Genomic DNA, 18,850 nt, shown 5'->3' with positions numbered 1-18,850 from the left:
GGGCGAGCCGCTACCGTCTGGATGACGGGAGGCTGTCACGAGCATAACCAGTGTGACTCCTGACTTCTCATCCTCCCCTCGTCTCGAAGGATGCGCGCATGACCGCCAGCACACCCCCGCGCCGACTGGGCTCCGGCCTCGCGCTGGCCCTCGCCGCCGCGGCGGCCTTCGGCCTCGGCGGTCCGTTCGTGAAGCCCCTCCTCGAAGCGGGATGGACCCCCTCCGCCGCGGTCCTGTGGCGGGCCGGAGGCGCGGCGCTCGTCCTCGCGATCCCCGCCGCCCTCTCCCTCCGCGGCAAGTGGCACGTCCTGCGGCGCAACCTCGGCACGATCGGCCTCTACGGCGTCTTCGCCGTCGTCGCCGCGCAGCTCTGCTTCTACAGCGCGATCGAGCACATGTCGGTCGGCATCGCCCTGCTGATCGAGTACCTGGCCCCCGTCTTCCTCGTCCTCTTCGCGTGGGCGCGCACCCGGCGGCACCCCGGCCGCTTCACCCTCGCCGGCTCGGCCGTCGCCCTCGCGGGACTCGTGCTGGTCCTGGACCTGTCGGGCGAGTCCACTCCCGAGCTGATCGGCATCGCCTGGGCGCTCACCGCCTCCCTCGGCCTCTGCGTGTACTACGTCATCGCGGGACGGGTCGACCCGGAGCTGCCGCCGATCGCGCTCACCGCCGGGGCGATGACGGTCGGCGCGGGGATCCTGCTGATCCTCGGGCTCACCGGCGTCGCCCCGCTGCGGGCGACCTTCGGCGACGTCGTGTTCCTCGGGAACGAGATCACCTGGGCGGTCCCGGCCGCCGTGATCCTGGGCATGTCGACGGTGCTCGCCTACCTCCTCGGCATCCAGGGCGGCTCGCGGCTGGGCACGCGCATCGCCTCGTTCGTCGGCCTCACCGAGGTGCTCTTCTCGATCCTCGCGGCGTGGGCGCTGCTGGGCGAGCTGCCCGCGCCGATCCAGTTCGCGGGCGGCGCGCTGATCCTGACCGGCGTGGTGCTCGTGCGGCTGCAGGCGGAGGAGCCGACGCCCGCAGCTCCCCTGCCCGAGGAGCCGGCCGTCGCCGCCCACCCTCCGGTGACCCCCGCCTCCACCCCCTGATCGCGGGGGACCTGTAGGTCCAGCGGCGTGCACCCCTTACGCTCGTCTCACCCATGCGCGAGCCCACCCGACCCACGCGACTGATCGCCCTGTGTGCGGCGACCCTCGGGCTCGTCGCCGCGGCCCTCACGGGGTGCGCGAGCACGACTCCCGTCTCGGAGCCGATCGCCCAGGCGGCGGGCGCGGCAGCGGTCCCCGCCTACGCCGACATCCCCGTCACCGCCGACGTCGTCTACGACGAGGAGACGGGTCAGGCCGTCGACGTCTGCTCGCCGACCGACGCGCTCCTCACCGGCGCTCTCCCGGCCGTCCTCGTCGTGCACGGCGGCAGCTGGGCCCGGGGCGACAAGGCCGACGCGAACTGGCGGCCGCTCTGCCAGTGGCTGGCGTCCGAGGGCTTCGTCGCCGTCTCGGTGAACTACCGCCTCGCTCCCGCCGCGGTCTTCCCCGCCCAGATCGACGACGTCTCGGCGGCGCTCGACTGGCTCCTCGCCCCCGAGCAGACGGAGCGGTTCGGCATCGACCCGGATCGCGTCGCCGCGTTCGGCGGGTCGGCCGGCGGCAACCTCGTCTCGCTCCTCGGCACGCGTGACGACACCTCCTCGCAGCTGAACGCGGTCGTCGACCTCAGCGGCCCCTCCGACCTGACCGCCGCGGGCATGGCCGACGACGACCCGGCCGTCGGAGTCGCGCCGGCCGTGCGGACCTACCTCGGCTGCCCCGATCTCGCCGCCTGCAGTGCCGCCGCGGAGGCGTCGCCGATCACGCACGTCGACGGCAGCGAGCCCGCGTTCCTGATCGCCCACTCCGGCGAGGCTCGGGTCGCCCGGTCGCAGTCGACCGCCTTCGCGGACGCACTCGAGACCGCCGGCGCACCGGTCGAGCTCCTCGTGCTGCCGGGCACTCAGCACTCGATCGCCATGCTCGACGAGAGCCTGCGCACGTCGGTCGTCGAGTTCCTGCACGCGCACCTCGACGCTCCCGTCGTGCAGAACCTCTCCCTCGAGCCGGCGGGAGCGGCGGAGCCGACCTCGTGACCGGGGCGGTCGCCGTGCGGCTCGAGCACTCCGACTCCCCCGGTGCCGCCGCGCTGCTCGCCCTCACCGATCGCGGGACGTCGCTCGACCGCGAGCACGCGCGGCTCTTCGTCGCCCGAGCCGAGGGCGCCCTCGACGACCGCCCGCTCGGCCTCGTCGCCCTCGCTCCGGGGCCCGACGACTTCGCCGAGCTCGTGCGCCTCGTCGTGCTGCCCGAGGCGCGCCGTCGGGGCGTCGCCCGCCGCCTGGTCGCCGCCGCCGAGTCGTGGGCGAGGGTCCAGCGGATCCGCACCCTGCGGTTCCGGGTCGACGCGGCCGACGACGCGGTGCGGTCCGCCGCCCGAGCGCTCGGGTACATCGAGGTCGACGGCTTCGGCGCGAACGTCGGCGACGACTCCGCCGCGTGCTTCGCGAAAGGGCTCTGACCGACTGGCTGCTCCGACGGACTGGCCGCTCCGACGGCGTCGCACCGCTCGCGTCAGACCCCGAGCGCCCGCAGCCCGGCCGCCGCTCCTGCCGCCGCGATCACCACGACGACCAGCGGAGCCTTCAGGAGCGCCGCCGCCGCACCGACCGCGACCCCCGCCACCCGTGAGACGGGCGCCGCCCCGGCGCCGTCGGTCAGTGCCGACACCAGGGCGACCGCCACCAGCAGGACGACCGTGCCGCGCTCGACGAGCCGCTCCGCCTCGTCACCCAGGGGCATCCGGTCGCGCAGCAGCACGCCGCCCGCCCGCAGTGCGAAGCTGCCGACCGCGAGCACGACGATGCCCACCGTGACGGCCGCGATGCTCACGAGCGTCCCCGTCGCGCCGTCGCCGCGACGGCGGCCAGGGCGAGCACCGGAGCCAGCCCGAGCGGCACCACCGGCACCGCCGCGAGCGCCACCGCTCCCCCGAGCAGCGCTGCGGCGAGCGTCGGCGCACCCCGCAGCCCCGGCAGCGCGAGCGCCAGCAGCACCGCGGGGAACACCGCGTCGAGACCGAGGACGGAGGGATCCGTGACCACGCCGCCCAGGAGCGCCCCGACGAGCGCTCCCAGCGGCCAGGCGGCCAGCACCACCGCGCCGGCGGCCCAGAACAGCACGCGGCGGCGCTCGGGAGTGCGGCCCGAGAGCGCGAAGGCGATCGTCTCGTCGTTCGCGAGGTGCGCGGCGAGGAGCCTGCGCCCGCCGCGGCGGACGATCCCGCCGGCCGCCATCCCGTAGGGCAGCGCTCGGGCGTTCACGAGGAGGGCGGCGAGAGCGGCGGCCAGGGGGGCGCCTCCCGCGGCGACGACGCCGACGAACAGGATCTCGGCCGAGGCCCCGAAGACCGCGACCGCGAGCAGCAGGATCTGCCAGAGCGGGAATCCAGCCCCGGTCGCGCCCAGGCCGTACGACACTCCGATGACGGCGACCGAGACGCCGACGAGCCCCAGTGCGCGAGCGTCCGCCACTCCGACCGTTCGAAGCATCGAACGAAGGGACGGCATACTGGTCATGCGGGCCAGTGTGGCGGCCCTCCCTCCGTTCGTCAAGTCGAACGGCTGAGCGATAGGACGAACATGACCGACGGCCCCACTCCTCGCGACCTCGTCGCCTCCTCCCTGCGGCGCGAGCGCGCGCGGCTCGGGCTGAGCATCTCCGAGATCGCGCGCCGGGCCGGCATCGCGAAGTCGACCCTCTCGCAGCTCGAGGCCGGCGAGGGGAACCCGAACCTCGAGACGCTGTGGGCGCTCGGCGGTGCGCTGGGCGTGCCCTTCTCGCACCTCGTCGAGCCGCCGCGGCGCACTGTGCAGCTGATCCGCGCGGGCGACGGACCCCGGGTCGCGTCCGCCACCGCGGACTACGCGGCGACCCTCCTGAGCGCCTGCCCGCCCGGGGCGCGCCGCGACCTCTACGTCCTCGCAGCCGAGCCCGGCGCCGCGCGCGACTCCGCTCCGCACGCGCGCGGCACTCTCGAGCACCTCGTGATCACCGCCGGCCGCGCACTCGCGGGCCCGTCGGACGCACCGGTGGAGCTGAACGTGGGCGACTACCTCGCCTATCCCGGCGACGAGCCGCACGTGTTCGACGCGCTCGAGGCGGGGACTACGGCCGTGCTCGTCTCGGAGCACGTCTGAGAGCTCCGGCGGAGCGCGGCGAGCGGATCGCGGCGAGCGGACCGCTCAGTCGAACGAGCAGGCCGGGTCGTCCGACAGCGCCCGCTCGATGCGCCCGCGGTGCTCGTCGGACATCGGCGGCAGCGCGTCGAGCGCGAACCAGCCGACCTCGCTCGACTCCTCGTCGGCCACGCGCGCCTCGCCCGACACCCAGCGCGCCCGCACCACGTGGTCGAGGTACTGCGCGCGGTCGCCGTTCGGATACGTCATCGGCGGGAGGGTGCGCACCTGTACGAGGCGCTCGACCTCGATCTCGACGCCCGCCTCCTCCAGCGCCTCGCGCCGGGCCGTGCCGGCGACCGTCTCGCCCGGGTCGATGACGCCGGTCACCGCGGTCCACGCCCCGGTGTCGGAGCGGCGCACGAGCAGCACCCGCCGCACCGGCTCCCGCGCGTCGAGACCGCCGCGGAGGATCACCGCGGTGACGCCGGTGAGCCAGAGCGGCTCCGTGCCGACGTGCTCGCGCAGCCGCAGGATGAACTCCGGAGTCGCCATCAGCCCGCGAGCGCCCCGGCGTCGAACGGCTCGGGTCGGAAGTCGAAGGCCACGACGCCGGCCGTGTCGAGCACCGGTCCGACGAAGCCCTTGAAGGCGTCGTGCGCCGGGTCGAACATCCCGTCGCCGTCGACCGCCGGGCGGCCGACGTAGTAGTTCAGGTCGCCCTCCGACGCGAAGGTCAGCAGGAACGCGCGGTCGAAGCCCTCGCCCGCGCCCTCCGTGCTGAGCTGCGGTCCGGTCTCGATCGAGACGATGTACGGCTCCCCGTCGCGCACGCACTCGTCGGCGAGCGAGAGGAAGCGCGCGGTGACGGCGTCCACCTCCGAGACGAGCGCGGTGGGGCGGAAGCGGAAGAGCACGATGTGACGGATCGTCCCCGGCCGGTAGCCGCGCGAGACGAAGGCCTCGGCCCCCACCTCGGCGAGCGCCGCCTCGGCCCGCTCGGGACCGCTGCGCCAGCGCGAGCCGATGGTCAGAGCCTCGTCGGGAGGAGTGGTGTCCTGATCGATCGTCATGCCGACGCCTTCCCGGCGCGAGCGGCACGCCGCCGCTCACGATACCCCTCGACCAGGTTGTAGATGACGGGCAGGACGACCAGGGTCAGCACCGTGGACGAGACGAGTCCGCCGATCACCACGATCGCGAGCGGCTGCGAGATGAAGCCGCCGTGCCCGGTGATGCCGAGGGCCATCGGGAGCAGCGCGAAGATCGTCGCGAGCGCGGTCATCAGGATCGGGCGCAGTCGCCGCTCGGTGCCGTGCAGCAGCGCCTCGCGCACCGGCATCCCCCGCTCGCGGTACTGGTTCACGAGGTCGACGAGCACGATCGCGTTCGTCACCACGATGCCGATCAGCATCAGCACGCCGATGAGCGAGGGGACGCCCAGCGGGACGCCCGTGATCACCTGGAGCAGGATCGCTCCGGTCGCCGCGAACGGCACCGACACGAGCAGGAGCAGCGGCTGGAGCAGCGATCGGAACGTCGCCACCATCACCACGTAGACGATCAGGATCGCGACCAGGAGCGCGATGCCCAGCTGCGAGAAGGCCTCGGTCTGGTCGGCGGTGACTCCGCCCAGCTCGGCCGAGACCCCGGCGGGCAGGTCGGTGCCGTCGATCGCGCTCTGCACCGCGACGTTGGCCGAGGCCAGGTCGTCGCCCTGGGGGGTCACGGTGATCGTGGCCGTGCGCTGACCGCGCTCGGTGGTGATGCTCGCCGGTCCGTTCGTCTGCTCGACGGTCGCCAGGGTCGAGAGGGCGACCGGCCCGGCGAGCGTGGGGATCTCGAGCGCCGCGAGCTCGTCGATCGTCGCCGGCGGCTGCGCGTCGGCGAGGTAGATCGAGAGCGTGCGGTCCTCGATGACGACCGAGCCCGCCTGCGAAGGCTGCAGCGCCTGGCTGACGAGGGTGCCGATCGCGACCTCGCTGAGCCCCGCCTGCGCCGCGGCGGCGCGGTCGACGCGCACCGCGACGTACGGCAGGGAGGAGGACAGGTTCGACTCGGCCTGGCTGATGCCGTCGGCTCCGCGCAGCGCCTCGAGCAGCGCGTCGTTCGCGCTCTGCAGGTCGGACTGCGACGCGGTCGTCAGGTCGACCTCGATGTCCGAGGAGGCGCCGAAGCCGGAGGAGGCCGAGACGCTGATGTCCTCGGGGTCGGCGATCGCGCCCAGCGCGTCGCGGACCTCGGACTGCACGACCTCCTGGTCGGCGGAGTCGTCGGTGGTGACGGAGTAGCTGATGGAGTCGCCGCCCCCGCCGCCGAACGCGCTCTGCAGGCCGCCGCCCGAGGACCCGATCGAGAGCTGCACGGTCTCGACGCCCTCGACGTCGAGGATCGCGGTGCTCGAGGCCTGGGCGGTGACGTCCTGCGCGTCGAGGCTCTGGCCCACCGGCACCGTCTGGGTCACCGTGAAGGTGTCCTGACCGCTGGCGCCGAGGAAGTTGGTCTTCATCAGCGGGTAGAGCGCTCCGGTGCCGACCAGCACGAGCAGGGAGAGCAGGACCGTGACGACGGAGTGCTTGAGCGTCCAGGCGATGATCGGGCCGTAGACGCGCTGCAGCGCGGAGGCCTTGCGCGGCGCCGCGTGGGCGGCGTGGTGGCCGTGGGGCTGCCCCTCCTGCTGCCCCTCCTGCTGCCCCTCCTGCTGCCCCTCCTGCTGCCCCTCCTGCTGCGCCGCCCGCTGCACGATGGGCGCGACCGCGGTCTCACCCGAGGCCGTCCGCTCCTCGTCGAGTGCGGCCCGCGCGGCCTCGCGGACGCCCGGCCGCTTCGAGGGTCGGAGGAACCAGTACGCGAGCACCGGCACGATCGTGAGCGCCACGAGCAGCGACGCGAGCAACGCGATCGTCACGGTCAGCGCGAACGGGCGGAACAGCTCGCCGGTGGTGCCGCCGACGAACGAGATCGGCAGGAACACCGCGACGGTCGTGATGGTCGAGGCGGTGATCGCTCCGGAGACCTCGCGGACGGCGCGGACGATGGTGCCCGCCCGCTCCTCCCCCGCGTCGAGGTGCCGCTTGATGTTCTCGATCACGACGATGGAGTCGTCCACGACGCGGCCGATCGCGATGGTCAGCGCGCCGAGGGTGAGGATGTTCAGGGTGTAGCCGGCGGTCTGCAGGCCGATGAAGGTGATCAGGACCGAGGTCGGGATCGAGATCGCGGTGACGAGCGTCGAGCGGACCGACAGCAGGAACACGAGGATCACGAGCACGGCGAAGACGAGGCCCAGGGCGCCCTCCTGGGCGAGCGCCGCGATCGACTCCTGGATGTAGGGGGCCTGGTCGAAGACCGAGGTGAAGGTCACCCCGTCGCCGAGCGACGCCTCGAGATCCGGCAGGAGCGCGGTGACGCCGGTCGAGACGTCGACCGTGTTGGCGGCCGGCAGCTTCGTGATCGAGAGGGTGAGCGCGGGCTGGCCGTTGACCCGCGAGATCGAGGTGATGGGGGCGTCCGTCACCGCGACCGAGGCGACGGAGCCGATGGTCGGGAGGGCGGCGGGGACGGCGGGCACGGCTCCGGGGGCGACTCCTGCTCCCGGAGCGGCAGCTCCCGGTGCGGCTCCGGCGGAGGCCGTCGACGACGGCAGCAGCGGCAGCGACGCGATGTCGTCGGTCGAGCCGAGCTTCTGACCGGACTGCACCGAGAACGTCGATCCGTCCTGGGTGATCTCGCCGCCCGCCACGAGCACGCCGTTCTGCTGCAGGGCCGTGCGGATGTCGTTCGCGGTCGCTCCGGTGGCGGCGAGCTGCGCGTCGTCGGGAGTGATCGTCACGCGCTGGGCGCTCTCGCCGACCAGCGCGACCTCGCGGACCCCGTCGACCTTCTCGAGGTCGGGGATCACGCTCTCGCGCAGGCGGCTCGCGAGCGCCTTCGCATCGCCGTCGCTCGAGACGGCGAGCTGCAGCACCGGCAGATCGTCGAACGACCCCGTGACGACCTGCGGGTCCACGCCCTCGGGCAGGGTGCTCCTGATGCGGTTGATCGCCTGCAGGATCTTCTGCTCGGCGGTCGCCAGGTCGGTGCCGTAGGTGAAGGAGGCCGAGATGAGCGACGAGTTCGTCGAGGAGGTCGCGCTGGTGGTCTCCAGGCCCGGCACTCCCTGGATCGCCGTCTCGATCGGCGTCGAGACGTCGTCGTTGACCACCTCCGGCGCGGCGCCCGGGTAGCTGGACACGACCGCGAGCTGCGGGAACGAGATCGAGGGCGCCAGCTCCTGCTTCAAGCCGGTGAGCGCGACGCCTCCGAACACGGCGACGACGACGGTGACGAGGGCGATGAGAGCCCGGTTCTTCATGCTGAGGACCGCGAGGAGATGCACCCCTCGAGTGTTCCATCAGCCGACTGAGTGTTCGTCGTTCCTCAGGATGATGCGGGTGTGCTCCCAGCCGGTGAGAGCGCTCCCCACGGCGCCCTCGCACGACAGCGTCCTCACACGACGTCGGCCAGGTACCCCGTGTCGGCCACCGGGTGCCGCGCGACCTGCGCCCACGCCTCGGCGAGCGCCTCGACCGCACGGTCCGTCGTCTCGGGCGAGTAGCCGATGGGGATGCGGAGGAACCGCTCGAACGCTCCGTCGATCCCGAACCTCGGGCCCGCCGTGATGAGCAGCCCCGAGGTGCGGGCGGCGAGGGCCAGCTGCGAGCTCGCGGGGCGGCCGAGACCGACCCAGGTCGAGAGTCCGCCCGAGACGCGCGGGACGCTCCACTCCGGGATCGCCCGCGCGAGCGCCGCCTCGAGGTGGTCGCGCCCGGCGCGCAGCTGGGCGCGGCGCAGCTCGAGCACGCCCTCCATCCGGCCGAGCATGTCGGTGACGAGGAGCTGCTCGAGGATGGGGCTGCCGAGATCGCCGGCCGAGCGAGCCGCGACGAGCTTGCGGATGGTGCCGCGGTCGGCGCGGATCCAGCCGATGCGGATGCCGCCCCACAGCGTCTTGCCGACGGAGCCGATCGAGATCACCGTGCCCTCCGGCCCGTACGAAGCGAACGGCAGCGGCGACATGCGGCGGTCGATGTCGAGCTCGGCGGTGGTCTCGTCGGCGATGATCACCGTGCCCTGCCGGGCGGCGGCGGCGATCGCGCGCTCGCGCAGCTCCGGAGCCATCGACCGGCCCGTCGGGTTGTGGAAGTCGGGCATGAGGTAGGCGAGCGTCGGGCTGGTGCCGCGCAGCGCGGCGATCAGCCCCTCGTCGTCCCAGCCGTCGGCGCCGTCGACGTTGACCGGGACGAGCCGGGCGCCCGCGAGGCGGAGCGCTTCGTAGGCGTGCGGATAGGTGGGCGCCTCGATCAGCGCACGATCGCCGCGCGAGAGCAGGGTGCGCGCGACCAGGGCGATCGCGTGCTGCGCTCCGATGGTCACCATGATCTGGCCGGGCTCGGTGCGCAGGCCCCTCTTCGTGTAGCGCTCGGCGATCGCGCGGCGCAGCGACGGCAGCCCGACGGTGTCGTAGGAGCCCTCGTCGAAGTGCTCGGGCACGAGACGGGCGGCGCGGACGTAGGCCTCGCCGAGCTCGGGGACCGCCGGCAGCGCGGCCTTGGTGAAGTCGAGGAAGTCGGGTGCGAGGGTCGGCACCGCGTGCACCGCGGCTCCGGGGAGGCGGGTCACGCTGCCGGAGCCGCGCACGCTCACCAGGTAGCCGCTCTCGCGCAGCTCGCGGTACGCGGCCGCGACCGTGGTGCGGCTCACCCCGAGGCGGGCCGAGAGCTCGCGCTCGGCGGGGAGGCGGCTGTCGGCCGGGATGCGGCCGTCGATGCCGAGCAGGCGGATGCGGTCGGCGAGCGCCAGGTACGCGGGGCGCGTGCCGCGCTGCTCCCGCCAGTCGCCGAGGAGGGTCTGCAGGGCGCGCACGCCGAAGTGGACATCAGCCATGCGTCCAAGGTAGCCGGATTGGACCGCGCGCGGAAGGCCAATCCTGCGGTGGGATGGCCCCTGTGACCGCTTCGCCCGCCTCCCGCCCCCTCACCGCCCCGGCGCCCCTCGACGCTCCCGTTCCGCTCGGACAGTGGCGGATCCGAGCCGTTCCCCGGCTGATGGCCGGGCTCGTCCTCTACGGCGTCGCCGACGCGATGATGATCCGGGCGTCGCTCGGCGTGGATCCGTGGACCGTCTTCGCGCAGGGCCTCTCGCGCCAGACCGGACTGGGAATCGGACTGCTCACCAACGTGATCGGCCTGCTGGTGCTGCTGCTGTGGATCCCGCTCCGGCAGCGTCCGGGCCTGGGCACGGTGCTGAACGTGCTGACGGTGGGGCCCGCGATCGAGCTCGGGATGTGGCTCATCCCGACGCCCGCGGCGCTGTGGGGGCAGATCCTGCTCTTCTCGGCGGGACTCGTGCTGCTGGCCGTCGCGAGCGGGATCTACATCGGCGCCCACCTGGGCCCCGGCCCGCGCGACGGGCTCATGACGGGGCTGCACCGGCGCACGGGGCTGCCCATCTGGGTGGGCCGCTCGGGAGTCGAGGCGACGGTGCTGCTGATCGGCTGGGCGCTCGGCGGCAACGTGGGGTTCGGCACCCTCGCCTTCGCGGTGCTGATCGGCCCGCTCTGCACCGTGACGCTGCCGCTTCTCGGAGTGGGGCGGCGCGCGGACTGACGATCCCCTGCTGATCGAGCAGCCCGCGCAGCGGGGGTATCGGGATCCCCGTGTCCGGGAGCAGGTGGGGATCGACCCTCGCGCAGGGCGCTGCTCGACCAGCACAGGGATGGCGAGTGGTCGCGACTCGGGGGCTGACGGCCGCGCGCGGCCCGATTCGAGTCGATTCGCGCCCACTGGTGCTGATCGAGCAGCCCGCGCAGCGGGGGTATCGGGATCCACCACTGCCGAGCCGCCGCCTGCACGCAGAACCGCCCCGCTCCAGGAACCCAGGGGGTCGGTTCCTCGAGCGGGGCGGTCGTCGTGGGGCGCGCGGTGCCTAGCGCTTGCCGGCGAGCTGGGCGCGCTCCGAGGCGTCGATCGACGCGATGCCCTCGGTGATCGAGGTGCCGGAGGCGGCCGGGGCGTCGTGGTCGTCGGCGCCAAGGGAGGCCTCGTCGAACGGAGCACGGCCGGCGAGGACCTCGCGGACCTGGGTCGTGTCGACCTGCTTGGTCCAGGTGCCGACGAGCAGGGTGGCGACCGCGTTGCCGGTGAAGTTGGTGACCGCACGGGCCTCCGACATGAACCGGTCGATGCCGACGATGACTCCGACGCCGTCGACCAGGTCGGGGCGGAAGGACTGCAGGCCGCCGGCCAGGGTGGCGAGGCCGGCGCCGGTGACGCCCGCCGCTCCCTTCGACGCGATCATCATGAAGAGGAGCAGCCCGATCTGCTCCGAGATCGACATGGGCGAGCCGGTGGCCGAGGCGATGAAGAGCGACGCCATGGTCAGGTAGATCGCGGTGCCGTCGAGGTTGAAGGAGTAGCCGGTCGGGACCGTGATGCCGACGACGGGCTTGGAGACTCCGAGGTGCTCCATCTTGGCGATCAGACGCGGCAGGGCGGCCTCGGAGGAGGAGGTGCCGACGATCAGGAGGTACTCGCGGCCGAGGTACTTCATCAGCGAGAAGATGTTGACGCCGGTGACCAGGCGCAGCAGCAGGCCCAGGATCACGATCACGAAGATCGCGCAGGTGACGTAGAAGCCGATCATCAGGGTGGCGAGGGCGACGACCGCACCCCAGCCGGTCTTGCCGACGACCGCGGCGATCGCTCCGAAGGCGCCGATGGGGGCGACCCAGAGCACCATCGAGAGGATGCGGAACACGAGAACCTGGAGCTGCTTGATCGCTCCGAGGATCGGCTGGCCCTTGGCGCCCATCTTCTGCAGCGCGAAGCCGACGAGGAGGGCGACGAAGAGGGTCTGCAGGATGCTGCCGTCGACCAGCGACGAGAACAGCGAGACGGGGATGATGCCGAGGACGAACTCCGACGTGGTCTCGGCCTTCAGGTCGCTCGTGTCGTACTCGGCGCCCGAGATGTCCAGGCCCTCGCCCGGGTGCAGGATGTTGCCGACGACCAGGCCGATCGCCAGGGCGAAGGTCGACATCACGATGAAGTAGCCCAGCGCCAGTCCGCCGACCTTGCCGACCGTCGCGGCCTTGGCGATCGAGCCGATTCCGATCACGATCGTGCAGAAGATGATCGGCGCGATCATCATCTTGATCAGGCCCACGAAGGCCTTGCCGACGGGCTCGAGCGTCGCGGCGAAGGCCGGGGCGACGAGACCCACGATGACGCCGGCGACGACCGCGATGATGACCGCGATGTAGAGCCAGTGGTTGCGGTCGATCCGCTTGCGGGTCTTCGCGGGGGTGACCGCGGGACTGAGCCGGTCACTGCCGGACCGGTCGGAGGGGCGTCCGGGCGTCTTCGCCATGAGCGTGTCCTGTCTCTTCGTCGAGGGGAGGGTCGTGCGGTGTCCGTGAGGTGGGGGGCCGGTGCGGCGAGCGCTCCGGGACGTTCCGATGGTGGCCCCGCCGGAGTCCGGGGCCGCGGTTGCGTTCATACTGTTCACGCGGATCGACGCGACCACGCGCATCGGTGCGGACGCCGCGAGACGTGACGAGGAGGTCGCGATGCCCCGAGAGCGCACCCCGCGCCTCCGCAGCGACCGCGGACCCCGCGGCAGCATCGCCGCCCGGCTCTTCGCGGTGCAGCTGCTGTGCATCCTGCTGATCGCCGCGGCTGCGGTCGCGGTCCTCGCCGTCGACGCGCGCGGTCGTGCCGGAGCGGACGCCGCCGAGCGCAGCCTCGTGGTGGCGCGCACCGTCGCCGACAACCCGTTCGTCGTCGAGGCGACGCAGGAGCCGGATCCGTCGCGCTCGCTCCAGCCGTACGCCGAGGCGATCATGGCCGACACGGGCGTCGACTTCCTCACGATCATGAACCCCGACCGCACCCGGTACACGCACCGCGACCGCGAGCGGATCGGGCAGCCGTTCATCGGCACGATCTCCCCCGCGCTCGAGGGCCGCACCTTCACCGAGACCTACACGGGCACGCTCGGGCCGTCGGTGCGCGCGGTCGCGCCCATCCTCGACGGGAGCGGCGAGATCGTCGCGCTGGTCTCGGCCGGAGTCACGCTGCAGGCGGTGGACGCCTCGTTCGGCAACCGGGTGCAGGTCGTCGCGTGGGGCGCGCTCGGCGCGGTCCTGCTGGGCGGGCTCGGCTCCTGGCTCCTGGCCCGCTATCTGCGGCGGGTGACCGGCGGGCGCGGTCCGGAGCAGATGAGCCAGGTGTTCGCCTACTACGAGTCGGTGCTGCACTCGGTGCGCGAGGGACTGCTGCTGGTCGACGACCGCGGGCGCCTGGTGCTCGCCAACGACCACGCGCTCGAGCTGCTGGGCCTCGAGGGCGTCCGCACCCCGGTGCCGATCGCCGACCTCGACATCCCCGAGGCGCTGCGCGAGCTGCTCCGCTCGGACGAGCCGGTGACCGACCGCCTCGTCGTCGCCCACGAGCGGATCCTCGTGGTCACGGAGCAGCCGGCCGCCTCCCCCGGTGCGCGGCCGCTGGGCACGGTGACGACGTTGCGCGACCGCACCGAGCTGCAGCGGATGACCGGCGAGCTGGAGTCGATGCGCACCCTCTCGGACGCCCTGCGCTCGCAGACCCACGAGTTCTCGAACCGCCTGCACACCATCGCCTCGCTCATCGAGCTGGGCCGGCCCGAGCAGGCCCTGTCGTTCGCGGCCGGCGAGCTCACACTCAGCCAGCGGCTCGCCGACCGGCTGATCACCTCGGTGCAGGAGCCGGTCATCGCGGCGCTCCTGCTCGGCAAGACGGCGCAGGCGCGCGAGCGGGGCGTCGAGCTGCACCTCGAGACCCACCTCGAGCCGGGCACGCAGGGCTTCGACCCGGGCGACCTCGTGACGCTGCTGGGCAACCTGATCGACAACGCGCTCGACGCGGCCGCGGCTCCCGACGGCGCCGACGAGCCGTGGGTCGAGGTCTACCTCGGCCACGCGGAGGGCGCGGGCGGCGAGCAGGAGCTGGTGATCCAGGTGTCCGACAGCGGCCCGGGAGTCGAGGAGACGGCGGACGTCTTCGCGCGCGGCTACTCGACGAAGGAGCAGGACGAGTTCGGCCGCGGCATCGGGCTCGCGCTCGTGCAGCAGGTCGTCCAGCGCCTCGGCGGGACGATCGAGGTGTCGCGGCACGTCGGAGCCGTGTTCACGGTGCAGCTGCCGCTGCCCGCGCGCGTGGCGGAGGCGGCACGGTGACCGGCACCGACCCGATCCGGGTGCTCGTCGTCGAGGACGAGCCGCTCACCGCGAGCGCGCACGCCGATTACGTCCGCCGGGTCGAGGGCTTCGAGGTGGCGGCGGTCGCCGGCACCGGAGCCGAGGCGATCCGCGCACTGCGGGCCGACTCCGCCATCGCGCTGATCCTGCTCGACATGAACCTGCCGGACATGGGCGGGCTCGACCTCTGCCGTGCCGTGCGGGCGGCCGGGCTCGACGTCGACGTGATCGCGATCACGGCCGTGCGCGACGCGGCCGTGGTGCGCGCCTCCGTCGCCGCCGGGATCGTGCAGTACCTGATCAAGCCGTTCGTCTTCAGCACGTTCGCGGCGAAGCTCGCCAGCTACCGCTCCTACCGGGGGCGACTGCACGGCTCGGCCGTCGCCAGCCAGCACGAGGTCGACGGCGCGTTCGCGGCGCTGCGGACCTCGAACGCGCCGGGCCTGGCCAAGGGCCTCTCGGCCCAGACCCTCGAGTCGGTCACCGCGCTGCTCGGCGAGGTCGGCCTCTCGGCGGCCGAGCTCGCGACCCGCCTCGACATCTCGCGGGTCACGGCCCGGCGCTACCTCGAGCACCTGGCCGACACCGGAGTCGCGGAGCGCGCGCCGCGCTACGGCTCGCCGGGGCGGCCGGAGCTGGAGTACCGGCGGCGCTAGGCGGCGTGCTCGCTCAGCGCCAGGGCGATCTCCTCCTCGATCAGGTCGTGGTTGATCGCGGCGCCCACCCGCAGGCCGTCGGCGGCGGCCGCCATCACCTGCGCCATCGGCTCGACGAGCGAGCCGGCGGCGAAGACGCGGTCGACGCCGGTGCGGCCCATGGGGTCGGCCGGGAGGTGCCGCGCGACGTCCGAGGGGTGGTCGACGAGCTCGAGGCCCAGACCGGACGGCAGGCGGCCGGCGACGTCCGGAGCGACGACGACGGCGTCGAGCGGCAGGAGGCGTCCGTCGACCACGGCGCCGACGAGACGGTCGTCCTCGATCCGGAGCTCCTCGACCGCGCCCGCGACGAGGTCGATGCCGCGGGCCGCGAGACGGAGCGCCTCCTCCCCCTCGGGTGCCTCGTCGCCGTTCAGCAGGATCGAGACGTGCGGGCTCAGCTGGCGGAACATCTGCGCCTGGTGCGGGGCGAAGGAGCTGCCCAGCACCGCGATCCTCCGGCCGCGCACCTCGAAGCCGTGGCAGTACGGGCAGTGCAGCACGTCGCGGCCCCAGCGCGGGGCGAGGCCGGGGATGTCCGGGAGCCGGTCGGCGACTCCGCTCGCGAGCAGGAGCCGCCGGGCGTGCAGCACGGTGCCGTCGGCGAGGGTCGCCGAGACGCTGTCGTCGGTGCTCGAGGCGGCGACGACCTCGCCGGTGACGACGCGGGCGCCGTAGCCCTCGGTTTCGAGGCGGGCGAGCCGGGCGAGCTCGAGGGGCGACGTGCCGTCGCGGGTGAGGACGTTGTGCGCCCCGGGCGAGGGCGCGTTGCGGGGAGGGCCGCCGTCGATGACGACGACGTCGCGGAGGCTCCGGCCCAGAGCGGTGGCGGCGGCGAGGCCGGCGAAGGAGGCGCCGACGATCAGGACGTCGGCGGGGCGGTGGCGGGCGGAGGGGGCGTCGGTGTGCGTCATGCTCCGAGAGTGCGCCCTCCTCGGCTCCGAGGCCGGAATCCGTGCCGTTCCGGCAAGACCGGCGGGCGTCTCTGCCAGGATCTGTCGCATGGCCGAACCGATCGAGAGCACTCCGCCGTCCGACGAGGAGGTGCTGGCCGCCGTCGGCCCGCGCCTGCGCCGGCTCCGCGTGCGGCGCGACCGCACCCTCGCCTCGCTGTCGGCCGAGACGGGCATCTCGTCGAGCACGCTGTCGCGCCTCGAGAGCGGTGGCCGGCGCGCGACGCTCGAGCTGCTGCTGCCGATCGCGCGCGCCCTCGGCGCACCGCTGGACGAGCTGGTCGGAGCGGCGCCCGAGGATCCGCGCGTGCACGGGCGGCCGATGCGGCGGCACGGCATGCTCATCCAGCCGCTCAGCCGCGACGCCGGCGGGCTCCAGGCGTTCAAGCACACGATCCCGGGCGGGCCGCTGCCGCTGCCGGTCGAGGACCTCGATCAGCGCACGCACGAGGGGTTCGAGTGGCTCTACGTGCTGAGCGGGCGGCTCCGGCTGCGACTCGGCGAGCACGACCTCGTGCTGCCCCCGGGCGAGGCCGCCGAGTTCGACACGCGCGTGCCGCACTGGTTCGGCCGGGCGGACGAGAGGCCGGTCGAGTTCCTGTCGCTGTTCGGACGCCAGGGCGAGCGGATGCACGTGCGGGCGTCGACGCGGCGCCCGGAGCGCTGAGGCGCGCTACTCCGTCGCGAGCACCTCGCGCACGAAACCGGCGGATCTCGCACGCAGCGTCTCGATCCGCTCGGCCTTGGCTGCCTCGACGTCGAAGCCGACGTACGCGATCGGAGGACGCGCCCGCACGTTCGCCGAGCACTGGAAGTCGGAGCAGACGAGCGTGCCGAGCGCGTCGCCCGCCCGACCCGCGGCGCCGGCCTTCCGAGCGCCGAAGAAGACGACGTCGTTCGGCAGCCGGGTGTCGCGGCACCACGAGCACTGCGCCCGCGAGCGGGGCAGCGCGTCGGCCTGCTTGAGCAGGACGCCGACGACGCGGCCGTCCAGCGGCACGACCGCGTACGCGCGACGCCCGATCTTCTTGTCGCGCCAGCCGAGAAGATCGATCGAGTCCCAGTCGAGGGAGTCGAAGCCGGCCGGCAGCGAGAGGTCCGCGACCTCCTTGCGCGAGGCGTTCACGAAGGAGGCGCGCACCGCGTCCTCGGTCAGAGGGAGCATTGCAGCACCTAGCCGAGGGCTCGGCCGAGGCTCAGCCCAGGTGGGCCACGGCCTCCTTCGGAGCCTGCGCGAGGAACTCCTCCTTCTTCACCCGGATCATCGTTGCCGCGACGACCGCCGCGAAGACGAGTCCGATGGCCGCGGTGAGGAAGACCGCGGAGTAGCCGTCGACGAAGGCGGCGGGCGAGGGCGCGGAGCCGACGGCGCCGGCGTAGATCGTCGTGAAGATGGAGAGGCCCACCGAGCCGCCGATCTGCATGGCGGCGTTCGCGGTCGCTCCGGCGGCACCGGCGTCGTGCGCGGCGACTCCGGTCAGGGCGAGGTTCTGCACGGGCACGAAGATCATGGCCATGCCGACGCCGAGCACGATCAGCGCGGGCAGCACCTGCACGAGGTAGGCGCCGTCGGCCGTGATGCGGCTGAGGTAGAGGAGTCCGACGGCGGCGATGATCGGCCCGGCGATCATCAGCAGGCGGGGTCCGACGACCGGGAGCAGACGGGTCGCGATGCCGGCGACGACCATGATCGTCAGGGTCATCGGGAGGCTCGCGAGACCGGCCTCCAGCGGAGGCAGGCCCAGGACGATCTGCAGGTGCAGCGTCAGGTAGAGGGTGGAGCCGATCATGACGCTGCCGACGATGGCCTGGATGAGGAACGCGCCTCCGCGGACCCGGTCGGCCACGATGCGCAGCGGCAGCGACGGGTGATCGGAGCGCGCCTGGATGCGGACGAAGAGCGCGAGGAGCAGCACGCCGACGACCAGGAAGCCGATCGTGTCGACGCGGAGCCAGCCCTGCTCGGCGAGGGTGAAGCCGTAGACCACGGCGCAGAGGCCGAGGGCGACGACGATCGTGCCCGCGATGTCGAAGCGGTTGCGGCCCTCGGCGCGGCTCTCGGTCACGAGCAGCGCTCCGGCGACGACACCCACGACGACGAACGGCACGTTGACCAGGAGGCACCAGCGCCAGTCGGCGAACTCCGTGAGCAGGCCGCCCAGCACGAGGCCGACGGCGGCACCGGCACCGGCGACCGCGCCGAAGACGGCGAACGCGGTGCTCCGCTCGCGCCCGCCGGGGAACGTGACGGTGAGCAGGGCGAGGGCGGCGGGGGCCAGGAGCGCGGCGAACGCGCCCTGCAGACCGCGGGCCGCGATCAGCTCGGTGCCGGAGGAGGCGAGACCGCCCCACGCGGACGCCGCGCCGAAGCCGACCATGCCGATGAGGTAGGTGCGCTTGCGTCCGGTGTAGTCGGCGATGCGGCCGCCCAGCAGCAGCAGGGCGCCGAAGGCCAGGGCGTACGCGGTGACGACCCACTGGCGCTCGACGTCCGAGAGGCCGAGGTCGCGCTGGGCCTCGGGGAGCGCGATGTTGACGATGGTGCCGTCGAGGACGACGACGAGCTGGGTGAGCGCGAGGATGACGAGGACCCACCAGCGGCGGGAGGGCGCCTGCGCGGTCGTCGGCGGAGTGGTCGACGGCGCCGGGGCGGCGGAGGGGGCGTGCGAGGTCAAGGGAGCCTTTCGGACGGGGCAGGAGCGGGACCGGCGGG

18 protein-coding genes are annotated in these 18,850 nt (G+C 73.3%); 8 read left to right on the top strand and 10 right to left on the bottom strand.

The window, feature by feature from the left end; all coding sequences use genetic code 11:
• The first annotated feature begins 98 nt into the window (after positions 1-98).
• From AC0CID_RS17420 to AC0CID_RS17410, 3 genes are read left to right on the top strand one after another with little or no spacing between them, the layout of a single operon-like run.
• Entirely contained in the window at positions 99-1,094 is a 996-nt protein-coding gene (locus tag AC0CID_RS17420) for an EamA family transporter (protein WP_465227803.1), read from the top strand.
• A 53-nt stretch (positions 1,095-1,147) separates the two neighbouring features.
• On the top strand, positions 1,148-2,131 hold the full coding sequence (locus tag AC0CID_RS17415) for an alpha/beta hydrolase (protein ID WP_465227802.1): 984 nt from the start codon (positions 1,148-1,150) through the stop codon (positions 2,129-2,131).
• A complete protein-coding gene (locus AC0CID_RS17410; protein WP_465227801.1) occupies positions 2,128-2,556 on the top strand; it encodes a GNAT family N-acetyltransferase in 429 nt (142 codons plus the stop codon). The genes AC0CID_RS17415 and AC0CID_RS17410 overlap by 4 nt, the downstream gene beginning before the upstream one ends.
• 53 nt (positions 2,557-2,609) lie before the next feature.
• Here AC0CID_RS17410 and AC0CID_RS17405 read toward each other — a convergent pair whose 3' ends face one another.
• Positions 2,610-2,927 (bottom strand): AzlD domain-containing protein, encoded by a 318-nt coding sequence (locus AC0CID_RS17405; protein ID WP_465227800.1) that lies wholly within the window; start codon positions 2,925-2,927, stop codon positions 2,610-2,612.
• Positions 2,924-3,613 (bottom strand): AzlC family ABC transporter permease, encoded by a 690-nt coding sequence (locus AC0CID_RS17400; protein WP_465227799.1) that lies wholly within the window; start codon positions 3,611-3,613, stop codon positions 2,924-2,926. Before AC0CID_RS17400 ends, AC0CID_RS17405 begins: the two co-directional genes overlap by 4 nt.
• A gap of 63 nt (positions 3,614-3,676) precedes the next feature.
• On the opposite strand from AC0CID_RS17400, the gene AC0CID_RS17395 reads away from it, so the two are divergent.
• A complete protein-coding gene (locus AC0CID_RS17395) occupies positions 3,677-4,234 on the top strand; it encodes a helix-turn-helix domain-containing protein (RefSeq protein ID WP_207407906.1) in 558 nt (185 codons plus the stop codon).
• Between the two features lie 45 nt (positions 4,235-4,279).
• Here the strand turns inward: AC0CID_RS17395 and AC0CID_RS17390 are convergent, their stop codons facing one another.
• From AC0CID_RS17390 to yczR, 4 genes are all read right to left on the bottom strand, one after another.
• Positions 4,280-4,768: an NUDIX hydrolase gene (locus tag AC0CID_RS17390; RefSeq protein ID WP_465227798.1), complete on the bottom strand. Its 489-nt coding sequence runs from the start codon at positions 4,766-4,768 to the stop codon at positions 4,280-4,282.
• Positions 4,768-5,286 carry a Dabb family protein gene (locus AC0CID_RS17385; RefSeq protein ID WP_465227797.1) on the bottom strand — a complete coding sequence of 173 codons (519 nt, stop codon included), beginning with the start codon at positions 5,284-5,286 and terminating at the stop codon, positions 4,768-4,770. Before AC0CID_RS17385 ends, AC0CID_RS17390 begins: the two co-directional genes overlap by 1 nt.
• On the bottom strand, positions 5,283-8,591 hold the full coding sequence (locus tag AC0CID_RS17380; RefSeq protein ID WP_465227796.1) for an efflux RND transporter permease subunit: 3,309 nt from the start codon (positions 8,589-8,591) through the stop codon (positions 5,283-5,285). The genes AC0CID_RS17385 and AC0CID_RS17380 overlap by 4 nt, the downstream gene beginning before the upstream one ends.
• Positions 8,592-8,701: 110 nt before the next feature.
• Entirely contained in the window at positions 8,702-10,138 is a 1,437-nt protein-coding gene (yczR, locus tag AC0CID_RS17375) for a MocR-like transcription factor YczR (protein WP_465227795.1), read from the bottom strand.
• 161 nt (positions 10,139-10,299) lie between these two features.
• On the opposite strand from yczR, the gene yczE reads away from it, so the two are divergent.
• Complete coding sequence (gene yczE, locus AC0CID_RS17370) at positions 10,300-10,860, top strand: membrane protein YczE (RefSeq protein ID WP_242682890.1); 561 nt, start codon at positions 10,300-10,302, stop codon at positions 10,858-10,860.
• A gap of 319 nt (positions 10,861-11,179) precedes the next feature.
• Here yczE and AC0CID_RS17365 read toward each other — a convergent pair whose 3' ends face one another.
• The gene (locus AC0CID_RS17365) at positions 11,180-12,622 is read right to left on the bottom strand and encodes a cation:dicarboxylate symporter family transporter (protein ID WP_465227794.1); all 1,443 of its coding nucleotides are present in this window, start codon (positions 12,620-12,622) and stop codon (positions 11,180-11,182) included.
• Between the two features lie 199 nt (positions 12,623-12,821).
• Between AC0CID_RS17365 and AC0CID_RS17360 the strand changes: the two genes are divergently transcribed.
• Both AC0CID_RS17360 and AC0CID_RS17355 read left to right on the top strand, forming a co-directional pair.
• On the top strand, positions 12,822-14,468 hold the full coding sequence (locus tag AC0CID_RS17360; protein ID WP_465227793.1) for a sensor histidine kinase: 1,647 nt from the start codon (positions 12,822-12,824) through the stop codon (positions 14,466-14,468).
• The gene (locus AC0CID_RS17355; RefSeq protein ID WP_307786059.1) at positions 14,465-15,145 is read left to right on the top strand and encodes a response regulator; all 681 of its coding nucleotides are present in this window, start codon (positions 14,465-14,467) and stop codon (positions 15,143-15,145) included. The genes AC0CID_RS17360 and AC0CID_RS17355 overlap by 4 nt, the downstream gene beginning before the upstream one ends.
• Here the strand turns inward: AC0CID_RS17355 and AC0CID_RS17350 are convergent.
• Positions 15,142-16,098, bottom strand: coding sequence for an NAD(P)/FAD-dependent oxidoreductase (locus AC0CID_RS17350; protein ID WP_465227792.1), 957 nt, complete (start codon positions 16,096-16,098; stop codon positions 15,142-15,144). The genes AC0CID_RS17355 and AC0CID_RS17350 overlap by 4 nt on opposite strands.
• Positions 16,099-16,186: 88 nt before the next feature.
• On the opposite strand from AC0CID_RS17350, the gene AC0CID_RS17345 reads away from it, so the two are divergent.
• Positions 16,187-16,804 (top strand): helix-turn-helix domain-containing protein, encoded by a 618-nt coding sequence (locus tag AC0CID_RS17345; RefSeq protein WP_465227791.1) that lies wholly within the window; start codon positions 16,187-16,189, stop codon positions 16,802-16,804.
• 6 nt (positions 16,805-16,810) lie between these two features.
• Here AC0CID_RS17345 and AC0CID_RS17340 read toward each other — a convergent pair whose 3' ends face one another.
• The gene (locus AC0CID_RS17340) at positions 16,811-17,302 is read right to left on the bottom strand and encodes an FBP domain-containing protein (protein ID WP_207403039.1); all 492 of its coding nucleotides are present in this window, start codon (positions 17,300-17,302) and stop codon (positions 16,811-16,813) included.
• Positions 17,303-17,333: 31 nt separating this feature from the next.
• Positions 17,334-18,812: an MFS transporter gene (locus tag AC0CID_RS17335; RefSeq protein ID WP_465227790.1), complete on the bottom strand. Its 1,479-nt coding sequence runs from the start codon at positions 18,810-18,812 to the stop codon at positions 17,334-17,336.
• Positions 18,813-18,850: the final 38 nt, after the last annotated feature.

Source organism: Rathayibacter sp. AC451, assembly GCF_979253095.1.
Note: the sequence above shows the minus strand (reverse complement) of the source record. Positions and strands in the feature narration are given on the sequence as shown.